The 11,819-nt window shown below is 66.7% G+C and carries 9 protein-coding genes; 1 reads left to right on the forward strand and 8 read right to left on the reverse strand.

The window, feature by feature from the left end; translation table 11 throughout:
• Window positions 1–211: 211 nt before the first annotated feature.
• The 4 genes from AC5P7U_RS12490 to AC5P7U_RS12505 all read right to left on the reverse strand — a co-directional run bounded on the left by AC5P7U_RS12490 (window position 212) and on the right by AC5P7U_RS12505 (window position 5,253).
• On the reverse strand, window positions 212–1,249 hold the full coding sequence (locus tag AC5P7U_RS12490) for a fimbrial protein (RefSeq protein WP_164087420.1): 1,038 nt from the start codon (window positions 1,247–1,249) through the stop codon (window positions 212–214).
• Entirely contained in the window at window positions 1,240–3,804 is a 2,565-nt protein-coding gene (locus AC5P7U_RS12495) for a fimbria/pilus outer membrane usher protein (protein WP_308308459.1), read from the reverse strand. The genes AC5P7U_RS12490 and AC5P7U_RS12495 overlap by 10 nt, the downstream gene beginning before the upstream one ends.
• A 92-nt stretch (window positions 3,805–3,896) precedes the next feature.
• Window positions 3,897–4,628, reverse strand: a complete 732-nt coding sequence (locus AC5P7U_RS12500; protein WP_008266722.1) for a fimbrial biogenesis chaperone — start codon at window positions 4,626–4,628, stop codon at window positions 3,897–3,899.
• Window positions 4,629–4,713: 85 nt separating this feature from the next.
• The gene (locus tag AC5P7U_RS12505) at window positions 4,714–5,253 is read right to left on the reverse strand and encodes a fimbrial protein (RefSeq protein WP_004154162.1); all 540 of its coding nucleotides are present in this window, start codon (window positions 5,251–5,253) and stop codon (window positions 4,714–4,716) included.
• Between the two features lie 459 nt (window positions 5,254–5,712).
• On the opposite strand from AC5P7U_RS12505, the gene AC5P7U_RS12510 reads away from it, so the two are divergent.
• On the forward strand, window positions 5,713–6,078 hold the full coding sequence (locus tag AC5P7U_RS12510) for a hypothetical protein (protein WP_004154160.1): 366 nt from the start codon (window positions 5,713–5,715) through the stop codon (window positions 6,076–6,078).
• Between the two features lie 22 nt (window positions 6,079–6,100).
• Here AC5P7U_RS12510 and pncB read toward each other — a convergent pair whose 3' ends face one another.
• The 4 genes from pncB to gspD form a co-directional block, all read right to left on the reverse strand.
• Window positions 6,101–7,282 carry a nicotinate phosphoribosyltransferase gene (gene pncB / locus AC5P7U_RS12515; protein ID WP_008264910.1) on the reverse strand — a complete coding sequence of 394 codons (1,182 nt, stop codon included), beginning with the start codon at window positions 7,280–7,282 and terminating at the stop codon, window positions 6,101–6,103.
• A gap of 53 nt (window positions 7,283–7,335) precedes the next feature.
• On the reverse strand, window positions 7,336–8,175 hold the full coding sequence (locus AC5P7U_RS12520; protein WP_495221165.1) for a glycosyltransferase family 2 protein: 840 nt from the start codon (window positions 8,173–8,175) through the stop codon (window positions 7,336–7,338).
• A complete protein-coding gene (locus tag AC5P7U_RS12525; protein WP_049456281.1) occupies window positions 8,172–9,023 on the reverse strand; it encodes a glycosyltransferase family 2 protein in 852 nt (283 codons plus the stop codon). The genes AC5P7U_RS12520 and AC5P7U_RS12525 overlap by 4 nt, the downstream gene beginning before the upstream one ends.
• Before the next feature lie 589 nt (window positions 9,024–9,612).
• Complete coding sequence (gene gspD, locus AC5P7U_RS12530; protein WP_495221166.1) at window positions 9,613–11,817, reverse strand: type II secretion system secretin GspD; 2,205 nt, start codon at window positions 11,815–11,817, stop codon at window positions 9,613–9,615.
• Between the last annotated feature and the right edge of the window lie 2 nt (window positions 11,818–11,819).

An 11,819-nucleotide genomic window follows, 5' to 3' on the forward strand; every position in this document is an offset into this window, starting at 1 on the left:
CGGGTCCTTTCAACGCCCCTCAACCGGGTGGAAGGCCCGATGGCGGAGACGCTGCGGTGAAGGGAAGGTCATTTCCATGACGCACATCACATTCATGTTTCTGTACGGTCATGATAGCTCCGATCTTCACGTTTGCGGCATCAAGACGCAGTCAACGCCGCCTGCGGAACAGGCGACGTGCGGGGCAGTGCTCAGCGATGGAAAAACGCTGTTACTCGTACTGGATCGTGAACGTTGCCTGCCCGTTGGCGACACCGGCACCGACGGTCCCGGCCTGGGTCTGCACATAGCGGGCCCGCAGCGGCAGGCTCATGACACTGGTACCCGGCGCGGTGGTGCCGACATTGATGGCCTGGCCGAAGCGGACTTCGCGTTCGGTGCTGCCATCACGCTGCACCATCTGGATGCCGATGCGGGTCGCACTGTTGGTGGCCGCGCTCAGCTTCAGCACGCCGGGCATGTTCGAACTGTCCTGGTCGGCGTCGAGGCGGATGCCGATCTTGCTCTGGTAAGACGCAACGTTGCTGCCCTGGCAGTTCAGGCGGATCTCGAAGTCACGATCGACCGCGCGCGAGCCGACGCCGGTGAAGCTGGTGTTGGGCACGCTGCCGAAATCAACGGCGATGTTGCGGCTGCCGGCCTGCACTTCGCAGGTCGGGCTGACCACGGTGGTGCCCGAACCGCGGAAGGTCGAAGTCAGCACCGGGCGGCTGGGGCCGTCGCCATCGAAGTAGTAGGTGGTGAAGCGGCCGTTCGGCGCGATCACGCCCGAACCGGTCTGCGCGGCGGTCTTGATCAGCTGGATGCGGAACTGGCCACCGATCAGCGAGATGGTGGAGTTGGCGCCGAAGTTGATGGAATGCGGGTAATAGGTCTGGATCGCGCCGGAGTCGCGGAACAGGCGGATGCCCACACCGGCAACGCCGGTCTCGTAGACGTTGGCGAAGCCGGCCACCGGCCGCTTCTGCGGCGCATTCACGTACTCACCGGTCGAGCTGCCACCATACCAGTAGTCACAACGGGCGACGTTGTTCTGCTGGTTGATCGGCACGCTGAGTTCCTTGATCACACCACCGACCGGCGTGCTGGGCAGGATCACGATCTGGCCCATGTCCATCTGCACATCCTGGGCAACGAAACCGTTGATCTGGATGCGGCAGGCGGCGCTGGCCTGCTGCGCCAGCAGCGCGCCACCGAGCAGGGCCAGCGTGGCCAGCAGCCTGCGGCCACGGAAAGGAATCATCGGCATGCTGCCTCCAGCGGAATGAAGCCGGTCTTGGACGCGTCGGCGCCCGCCGGAACCTGGTAATCAATGGTGCAGCGCTGATCGGCACCGGCGCCCCACTCCACCAGCAGGCGACCCTGGTTCTGTTCGCTGCGCACGTACAGGCGGCCCCCCTGGCTGACCATGCCCACCGGCTGGCCCTGCTCATCCTTGACCTGCGCGCCGAACGGCATGCTGCGGCCATCGGGGTTGCGGACCTGGATCAGCAGCGCGTTGCCCTTGCGGGTGTCGAAACGCAGGTAGCTGATGGCACCGGCGAACGGCGCGACCGACTGGCTGGTGCTTTCCAGCTCGACGTCGTGGGCCATGCCCTGCGGGTCGAGGGTGACGGTGTTGAGGCGGTACGGCGACACGTACGGCACCACCGCGTAGCCGCGGCCGTCCACGCGCAGGCCCGGGGCGTTGCTGACGATGGCATCGCGCGCGCCCGGTGCTTCGACCAGCACCATGGTGTCGCCGCGCTGCGGGGTGAAGGTGAAGCCACCCGGATGCACGACCACGCTGCCGTTGGCACCGACCGAGGCCTGGCGGAAGTCACGCGAATGGCTGTAGGTCGCGTTCAGTGCCGAGTAGCGGCTGCGGTACTCGACATTGCCGACCGCGGTGGTGCCACCCTCGCGCGAATCGGACAGGGCCGCGCCATAGCTGAAGTTGTTGTCGACACCGGCAGAACCGGTGATGCCGACGCGGCTGTTGTCGTAGCCGCCGCGGTCGCGCATGCCGAGGTCGGCACTGAACGACACCGGGTGGGTGCCACGGCCCAGCGGCACGCTCATCGACAGCAGGTACTGGGTGTCGGAACGACCGAGCACGCCTTCTTCGGTACGCAGCGCGGAGAAACCGAAGTTCACCGAACGCCAGGCGTTGTTGTAGCCTACCTGGTACTGCTTGGAGGTGCCGGCGCGGTCGTAGAAGTCACGCACCGAGCCGGTCACGTACAGCGCGCCGCCGCGACGGCCCAGCGGCTGGTTCAGCGTTACCTGGAACTGGCTGCGCTGGCGGCCACGGGTGGTCGGATCGATGCCGCGCTTGTCCGAGTCGCGGCCATACAGCGCGTCCTGCAGGCTGTAGAAGCCTTCGGTCGAATAGCGGTACGCGGCCAGGGTCAGGTTGGTCCCGGTCTCGCCGATCATGTTGCTGTAGCTCAAGCGCACGCTGGCACCGGTGTGGTTGCCGTAGTGATCGAACGAGGTGCGCGCATGGGTGACGTCGGCCGCGAACGCACCGACCGGCGTGGACAGGCCCACGCCGTACAGCAGCGACAGGTAGCCATCGCTCAGCGCACTGCCGCCGTAGAGGGTCAGCTGGTTGCCGATGCCGCGCTGGTAGGTACCCTGCACCAGCCACGGCTCATCGGCCAGCAGCTTGTTGCGTACCTGGCCGGCGGTCAGCGCGTAGCGCGACACGCCTTCGCGCAGCATCTGCGGCACCGAACCGAACGGCACCTTGAATTCGCGGCGACGGCCATCGGCCTCGATCACGCTCACTTCCAGGTCGCCGCCGTAGCCGGTCGGGTACAGGTCGTCGATGACGAAGCTGCCCGGCGACACGGTGGAGGAATAGATCAGCTGCTGGTTCTGGCGCACTTCAACGCGCGCGTTGGTTTCGGCGATGCCGCGCACGACCGGCGCGTAGCCGCGCAGCGAGTCGGGCAGCATGCGGTCGTCGCTGGCCAGGCTGGCGCCGCGGTAGCCGATCGAATCGAACAGCTCGCCGGTGGTGTAGGCCTCACCGATGGTGAGCATGCCACGCACCTGCGGGATGCCGCGCTGCGCGTAGGTGGCGATGCTCTGCCAGTGGCGGCCATCGCCCTCGGACCAGGTCAGGTTCGAGTCGTGGCGGAACTGCCAGCCGCCCAGGTTCAGGCCGGCATTGAGGCCGAGGTAGGCGCTGCGGTTGCGCTGGCCACCTTCGACGCGGCTGTCGCTGTCGATGGCATTGAAGCTGTAGCCAACGAAGCCGGCGTTGATGCCACGGTCCCACAGCGCCGGGTTGACGTAGCCGCGCGCTTCGCGGCGCAGGAACACCTGCGGGATGCTGAGGTCGTAGCGCAGGTTGCCGCTGTCGTAGATGCCGTAGGCATTGGCCATGCGCTGCTGCACCGGCACGCAGCTGGTCTTGTCTGTCGGCAGCGTCGGGTCCTGCTGCAGCAGCACGGCCTCGCTGTCCACGCCCATTTCTTCCAGCATCGGCAGCGGCAGGCACGCATCGACATGGCCCTGCGCGTCGGCCTTGAACTGCAAGTCGCGACGGCCCTGCCAGCCACCGTTGACGTAGACGTCGACGCGGTAGGTGCCGGCCACCATCGGGTTGCCATTGCTGAAGGCCGCCAGGTCGACCTGCTTGGCCTGGCCGGACAGGAAGCTGGAATTGAACTGGGCCGATTCCGGGGCACGCGCATTGGCTGCGCCGCTCTGCGCCATCAGCGCCTGCTCGCCCAGATTGGCCGGCGCTGCCAATGCCCATCCTGGGCAGGCCACGCCAGCTGCCAACAGGCAGATCGCCTGGTGGATCGACAATGTCAATCTGTTTCCGATCACACTGACATTCCTTCAATTCGCCGCGCGGCGGCGGTGGCGGGATGCGCTGGCCCTGGGCCGGCGCGGCGCGTTCAGCCCCCGGTGCTGCCGAGGCGGATCGTGTGTTCCACCCGGCCGCCGTAATCGTTGATGGTGATGAAGCGCACCTGGTCGGTGCCCGCCGGCGCGGCGAACTCCAGGCTCTGCTTCGGCGCGACCATTGCGCCCTTGTCCTCGACGGCCTTTTCGCTGCTGCCGGTCACGGCATGCACTTCGGCCAGCGTGACGTGGAACGGACTGGGGTTTTCCACGCGCAGGCGGTCGCCCGTGCGGGTCCAGCGCAGCGCTGCCGGTGCGTCGTTGGCGACGCCCTTCAGGCCCTGCGGCCGGTAAAAGAGCTTCAGGCGCGAACGGAACGCGACCTGCAGGTAATTCTGTTCGCCCGTGTTGTCGGCGTTGTCCGGCGACGGCGGCACGTCCAGCACGTTCAGCCAGAACACCGACTCACGATCGGCCGGCAGTTGCGCACCGGAGAAGATCACGCGCAGCGCCTGGCTGCGGCCCGGCTCGACGCGCGCGATCGGCGGCGTCAGCACGAACGGGGCATCGCTGGTATCGGCGGTCTGGTTGGCATCGCCACTGTCGATCCAGGCCTGCACCAGGGCCGGCGAGTCGCCCACGTTGTCGACCTGCACGGTGACTTCGCGCGCCTGCGCCGGGTAGATCACCCGCGTGCCATTGACCACCACGCCGGCCAGTGCGTCCTGGCAGAAGGGCAGCGTGAACGCTGCCAGCAGCAGCGCCCGGGGAAAGAATGCTTTCATCGGAAGTACTACGCTCGAGAGGTGTGGCCAGCGGCCGTGGAGCACTGGCCGGCGCGTACGCCGGCCAATGCGGGTACGGCGACGATCAGTTGTAGATGATCGTGTACTTGACGCTGCTGGTGACGTCGCCCGGGGTGGCGGCGGCAGTGGCGTAGTACTCAGCGTAGTAGTTCAGGTCGGCCGAGCCGTCGGTGCCGACGGTGACCCACTGCGAGTTGGTCTGGGCCAGGCCAGCGCCGGCAGCCTTGATCGGCAGGAACTGGTTGTTGGAGCCCAGCAGCTGCAGCTGCACGTTGGTGGCAGCGTTGGCCGAGGCCTGGTTGACCAGGCGGCCGCTGTTGAAGTCGACGGTCGAACCCGGCTCGAAGTAGGTGGCGACGTTGCCGGCGCTGCACTTGGTCAGGTTGATGGCGAACGGGGTACGGCCCGCAACGGCACCGGCGGTGGCCAGGGTGTTCTTGGACACGGTCGGCAGGTTGACGGCGAAGTCCTTGCCGCCCGGGGTCGAGATGGTGCAGGTCTTGTCGGTGACCTTGCCATTGAAGGTGATGGTGCCGTCGGCGGCATTGGCGGCCAGCGGAGCGGCGGCCAGCATCAGAGCGGCGATGAGAGTGTTCTTGTGCATTCGCTTTTACCTAACCCTACTGAAGAGATGAGAAGTAGAGGAGGAAGCAAGGAGCACTGCCGGGCTAACAAGACCCATCCTTGCGTCTCACCTGTGGCCGGACTCGGACATACCTTCCCCTGAATCCGTGACGCAAGTATAGGCACAAGTGTGATGAAAGTCTCATTATTTTTATGAACGCCAATTTATTGACGGCTCAAATGTGACGTGCTAAGCGGAATGGCGCCCTGTGGGGCGTGGAGGATTTGACGCGGGCCCGGTCGGGCCGCAAACGACGTTCAATGACGCATTGAGTGGCGCACCCGGCATGCACGGACTCCGGCCTTTTTCAGGCGGAAATCAGCTTCTTTGATGCGCATCACTCTTTCTTGGTGATGGCCCTAGCAGATTCGAACTCGTCCTATTAAAGGCTGATCGAAGCTGTCGCTAACTAGGACACACCGAACCAGAGAACGTGTCATGAGGAACTCCATTCTGCTGTGCGTGGCCCTGATGTCCGTCAGTGCGCTGGCCCAGGCCAGCAGCGGCAACATCCGTTTCAGTGGCCGCATCGCCGAGCCGGGCTGCACGACGAACCTGTCCCAGGGCGAACTGAGCCTGGCGGCCTGCCCGCCGTCGGCCAAGGGCTCGACGGTGGAAGTGACGGCGCTGGCCGATGGCCAGGCTGCGACGCTGCGCGACGGCAAGCGCCAGGGCCAGAAGCTGTCGGTGTCGGCCAGCGCGATGCGCGCCGGCGATATCGCCTTCTCCGAACGCTACCGCGTCCAGGCCTCGCAGCAGCAGCCGCTGCAGGGCGCCTATCTGGTGGTCGTCGACTACCTGTAAGCGCCCGCCCCCACCGGCGGGGTCATTCCGGCTGCGGCAGCTCGAAGACCTGGCGCAGGTAAGCCAGGTAACCCGGGTCGTCGCACATGCTCTTGCCCGGCGAATCGCTGAGCTTGGCCACCGGCTGGCCATTGCAGCGGACCATCTTGATGACGATGTTGAGCGGCGTCGGGCCCAGATCATTGGTCAGGTGGGTGCCGACGCCGAATGCGACCTGGCAGCGACCGCGGAAGTAGTCGTACAGGCGCATCACCTTGGGAATGTCGAGCCCATCGCTGAACACCAGCACCTTGCTGCGCGGATCGACGCGGCGCTGCTGGAAATGCGCCAGCATGCGGTCGCCCCAGTCGAACGGATCGCCCGAATCGTGGCGGACGCCGTCGAACAGCTTGCAGAAGTACATGTCGAAGTCGCGCAGGAACGCGTCCAGGCCGACCACGTCGGACAGCGCGATGCCGAGGTCACCGCGGTACTCGCGCGCCCACGATTCCAGTGCCGCCACCTGTGAGTCGCGCAGGCGCGGGCCCAGCGCCTGGAACGCCTGCAGGTACTCATGGGCCATGGTGCCGTGTGGGGTCATGCCGTACAGCCGGGCAAAGTGCACGTTGCTGGTGCCGACCAGCTGCGGGCCGAGGGCATCGCGCAGCAACGGCAGCAGGCGCGCGTGCCAGTCACGCGAATAGCGGCGGCGGCTGCCGTAGTCGGCAATGCGGCATTGCTCGAAGCCGGGGGTATCACGCAGCAGCGCGGCCTTGGCCTGCAGCCGGCGCTCGCCCTCGGCGAAGTCGGCCGTGGTGGTGTTGCGGAACCAGACTTCGTTGATGATCGCCAGCAGCGGCACTTCGAACAGGATGGTGTGCAGCCACGGGCCGGTGATGTCCAGCTCGATCTCGCCAGGCACCGCCTTCGACGCGCGCAGCTGGATGTACTTGCGGTCGAGATGGAACAGGCCGAGGAAATCGGCGAAGTCCGGCTTTACGAAACGCAGGCCCCGCATGTAATCCAGCTCTGCGTCACTGAAGCGCAGGGTGCACAGGTGGTCGATCTCTTCGTCGATCTGGTCGATGTAACGGGCCAGGTCGATGCCGGGGGTGCGGCACTTGAACCGGTACTGCACCTGGGCGCCGGGGTGCTGATGGAGCACCGCCTGCATCATGGTGAACTTGTACAGGTCGGTGTCGAGCAGGGACTGGATGATAGGCATGGGGCGGATTATGCGCCCGCCGGGGTGAACCGGGGGTCCGCCGCCGCCCTCTGCTACAGCGACCTGCGCAGCAGGCGTGGTACCAGCATCAGCGCATGCGCCCAGATCGCCGCCCATACCGCAGCCCGTACCGGCAGCGGGCGCTGCTTCGCCTCGAATTTCCGGAAGTAGCGCCACAGGCCCTTGTGCTTGTGCCACTCGACGAAGAACGGCCGCGAGCGGCTGGAGACACCGCGCACGTGGGTCACCTGCAGATCGTTGGCGATCGCCACCACCGCGCCGGCCTCGCGCGCACGGCGGCACAGGTCCAGGTCTTCGGCATGCAGGCGGTAGCCCGCATCCCACCCACCGATGCGGTCGAACAAGACGCGCGGCATCATCAGCAACGCACCGGACAGCGCCGGCACGCGCTGCAGGGCCTGGTGCGGATCGCGCGGCACCGCCAGTTTCGAACCCCGGCCGGGCGACCGCAGCATCAACAGGAAATCGGGATCGCGACGGCGTACCGCCTCGTCGGCCCGGCCATGCTCGTCCAGCTGCTCGACGCCGAGCAGGCAATCGCCCAGCGCCTCGGCACGGCGGCTCAGCTCGGCCAGGGTATCCGCTTCGACCATCAGGTCCGGGTTGATGAAGGCCAGCCACGGGCTGGCCGAGTCGGCCACGCCCCGGTTGTTGGCGGCGGCAAAACCGGGATTGTCCGGATTGCCGACGAAACGCACGCGGGCATCATGGCTGGCATGCCGCTGCACGATGTCCAGCGTGCCATCCAGCGAACCATTGTCGATCACCCGGATCTCGGCCACATCCTGCGCCTGGCGCAGGCGCGAGAGGCAGGCATCGATGGTGCTGCCACTCTGGTAGGTGACGACGATGGCGGCAATGGCAACATTCAAGCAGGTGGCTCCGGCGCGGGCGGGACGAACAGGTCGCCCTGTTCGCGCGGCATTATCGCCTGCTGCATGCGCTGTTGCAGGTCGGCACGCAGTCCATGCAGCGGATCATGCATCAGGAAGTCGGCCAGCCGTGGCACCCAGCCCGGCCAGCGCGCGGCCAGCGCTTCAAGATCACCGTCGCGGCTGATCGCCTCCCCTGCCCGGCTGACGAAGGCGGTCTCGCAAAGCACGTTGCGCCATCCCAGCCCGGCCATGCGCAGGCTGAGATCAACCAGTGCAGCGTTCCAGCCGGCGTAGCTGTCCACATCCAGGCCACCGGCACGACGGCGCGCATTGCCGCGCACCAGTACCGCATGGGTGACCGCCGAAGGCAGTTCCGGATGCAGCGTCGGCAGCGTGGCACAGGTGTGCGCCAGCACGGCCGGGTCCTGGGGTTCGGGATTGATCTCGCCCAGCCGAGGCCAGGCCGCCGTTTCCCCGGCATTGCACCATGGCGTCGCGGTGGCGATGGCGGCATCGCGGGCGAAGGCGTCCTGCAGCTGCTGCAGCCAACCCGGCGCCGGCACGCTGTCCGGTGCCAGCACTGCCACGTCCAGGCCATCGCAGGCCCGCAGCATTTCATCAAGGTGGGCGACTTCGCCCAGTGGCCGTGCGCGCCGGGTGTATTCGGCCTGCAGCGGCGTATGTGCCAACCAGTGCTCCACCACGGCCTGTGCACGCGGACCGGTCTGCGCATCGTCGGCCAGCCAGACCGCGGTACCCGGTGCGGTGCCGGCATCCAGCGCCGCCAGGCAGCGGTCGAGCGCAGCGTCGTCCACGCACAGCGGCAACAACACGATCGCCCCCATCCCGCCTCCGTGGTTGTCGGTGCCCACAGCGTAGCACCGGGAGGGTATCGGCCGGGTTGCACCCGGCGCCTGCTTCAGGCCAAGGCAACAGCAACAGCCGGAGCAGAAGCTGGGTTCCTGGGGTTGGCGAGGTGGGTCCGGTTGCGGGGGACGCCGTAAACCCGTCCCTGGGGGCTTGGCCGCGGCATCCATGCCGCGGACACCCCCGCAACCGGACCCACCCCGCCTTCGACAGATTTCTGCTACCTGTCGGGCCTTGCTTTCTGTAGAGCCGAGCCATGCTCGGCTCAGATCTCACAGAGATCAAAATATTCGATTTCGATGGAAAGTCATCCACACATGGCGTGGATCTACGTGTCGACCAAGGTCGACACCTACCACAGCCGCAGGAAATTGTCAGAGGCGGGGCGGTGTGGGTTGGCAGGACCGTTGGCGCCATGGATGGCGCCATCGAGCCCCCATGGACGGGTTTACGGCGTGTCCTGCCAATCCACACCGCCCCGCCATCCCGCAGAAACCCGCTGCTGCTGTTGCTGTTGCTGTTGCCTTGGCCTCTGCGGGTGCCGGGCGCCGCCCGGCCGTAAACCCCTTACTTCTTTGCGCGCGGCTGGTTCAGCGGCTCCATCGCACGGAAGCGCTGGCTGTACTCGTCGGTCAGGTTGCGCGATTCCTGGGCATTGCGGACGATGGTCGGGGTCAGCAGCACGATCACTTCCGAACGACGGCTGGTGCGGGTCTTCTGCCCGAACAACGCACCGACCACCGGGATCTTGCTCAGGCCGGGAATGCCACTGCTGCCATCGGTGGCCGAATCGGTGATCAGGCCGGCCAGCATGATGGTGTCGCCGCTCTGCACCGCCGCTTCGGTGGACAGCTTCTTGGTCGAGATGCGCGGGTTGCAGTTGCGCTCGGTCGGGTTGCAGGTCTCCGGCACGTCCGAGGCACTGCTCACTTCCTGCACGATGTCCAGGAACACCGTGCCATCGCGGGTCACCCGCGGGCGCACCTTGAGGATCACGCCGGTGTCGATGTACTGCACCGAACTGTAGCTGCTGGTGCCCACGCCGGTGTTCACCGTGGTGGTGTTGATCGGCACCTTGTCGCCGACGTTGAGCGTGGCCTCGGCGTTGTTGCGCACGAACACCGAAGGCGTCTGCAGCAGGCGCACGTCGGTGACCTTGTCCAGCGCACTCACCACCGCCGCGCCGTTGTGGCCGGTAAACGCCCAGCCGAGACCATCGGCGCCGGTCACCGCGCCCGCGAAGCTGCTCCAGGAACCGCCGGCTGCGGCCGGCAGGGTCACGCCGCCCAAAGCACCGGTCAGCTTCTGCCCGAGCACCGCATTGTCGAAGAACCAGTTGACGCCGTACTTCAGGTCGCCGGTCAGCGCGACCTCGGCCACCTGCGCTTCGATGTGCACCTGCAGCGGCATCACGTCCAGCTTCTCGATCACCTCGCGGATCGAGCGCCACGCCTGCGGGGTCGAGCGCACCAGCAGGGTGTTGGTTTCCTCCACCGCCGACACACCCACGCGGTCGCCTTCCACTTCCAGGCTGACGCTGACATTGCCGGACTGGCGCTGCGGCAGGTTCATGCTGCCGTTGTTGCTGCCCCCGGTGCTGCTGCCGGAGGTCGAGCCGAAGTTGCTGCTGCCGTTGCTGCTGTCCATGCCACGGTCGCCGTCGCTGCCCAGCTGCGACGGAATCGCGCCGGGCGCCAACGATGCCGGGCTGGAGCCGCCGCGGTTGCCGCTGCTGGCGAAGGCTTCACCGAGACGTTCGGCCAGGTCGCGCGCCTTGATGTAGCGCAGTTCGTAGGAGAACAGGCGGGCGCTGCCACCGGCGGTGTCGATGCGGTCCAGCCACTGCTGGATCTGGTCCAGGTAGCGCACCTGCGGGGTGATCACCAGCACGGCATTGGCATTCTCCAGCGGCAGGAAGCGGAACATGCCCGCACTGGGGGTCTTGCTCTCCTCGCCGAACACCTTTTCCAGGTCGGCGGCGACCTGCTCGGCCTTGCCCGACTGGATCGGGAACACGCCCACCGACATGCCCGACAGCCAGTCGACGTCGAAGATCTCGACCGTGCGCATGTAGTTTTCCAGCTCGGCGCGGGTACCGCCGAGCGTGATCACGTTGCGGCCGCTGTCGACGTTGACGATGGCGTTGGGCCGCGCATACGGCTCCAGCACCTTCTTCATCTCGCTGGCGGAGATGAACTGCAGGGGGATCACCCTTACTTCGAAGCCGCGCGCGCTGGCCGCCGGCGCGGTGCTGGGCGCAACGGTTCCGGCCAGCGCCTGGTCGGCGGCAACGATGTTGTAGCGGCCGCCGCTGTACACCATGCGCGCGTTGTTCCAGCCCAGCACCATTTCCAGCAGGTTCAACGCCTGTGCCGGCGACACCGGCTTGGGCGTGGCCAGGGTGACCGTGCCCTGCACCCCCGGTGCGATCACGTAGTTCTGGCCCAGCATGTCGCCCAGGATGGCCTTGACCACCGCATGCACCGACTCGCCTTCGAAGTTGAAGGTCGCCTCGCCGGTACTGGCCCCGTGCAGTGCCGGTGCCGCTGCGCGGGCCGCTTCGCGGTTGATCATGGTGCCGGTGCCGCGACGGATCACCGCCTGTGGCGCCCCCTGGGCATCACGGGCAGCATCGGCGGCGACCTCCGCGGCCTGTCCGGCCTCGGTGGTGGATGTCAGGTTGCCCTTGCGCTGCACATGCGGCGCGGACACGGTGCTGCAGCCGACCAGCAGCGCGAGGGCAAAGGACCAGGGAAGAAAACGCAGGCTCATGC

Source organism: Stenotrophomonas sp. YJH_SMC_57 (assembly GCF_059369755.1).

Excerpts from the sequence above, each read along its gene's own strand:
- pncB (WP_008264910.1), bottom strand. The coding sequence starts at position 7,282 with ATGCCTATCATCCAGTCCCTGCTCGACACCGACCTGTACAAGTTCACC.
- AC5P7U_RS12500 (WP_008266722.1), bottom strand. The coding sequence starts at position 4,628 with ATGAAAGCATTCTTTCCCCGGGCGCTGCTGCTGGCAGCGTTCACGCTG.
- AC5P7U_RS12510 (WP_004154160.1), top strand. The coding sequence starts at position 5,713 with ATGAGGAACTCCATTCTGCTGTGCGTGGCCCTGATGTCCGTCAGTGCG.
- AC5P7U_RS12490 (WP_164087420.1), bottom strand. The coding sequence starts at position 1,249 with ATGCCGATGATTCCTTTCCGTGGCCGCAGGCTGCTGGCCACGCTGGCC.
- AC5P7U_RS12525 (WP_049456281.1), bottom strand. The coding sequence starts at position 9,023 with ATGGGGGCGATCGTGTTGTTGCCGCTGTGCGTGGACGACGCTGCGCTC.
- AC5P7U_RS12505 (WP_004154162.1), bottom strand. The coding sequence starts at position 5,253 with ATGCACAAGAACACTCTCATCGCCGCTCTGATGCTGGCCGCCGCTCCG.
- gspD (WP_495221166.1), bottom strand. The coding sequence starts at position 11,817 with ATGAGCCTGCGTTTTCTTCCCTGGTCCTTTGCCCTCGCGCTGCTGGTC.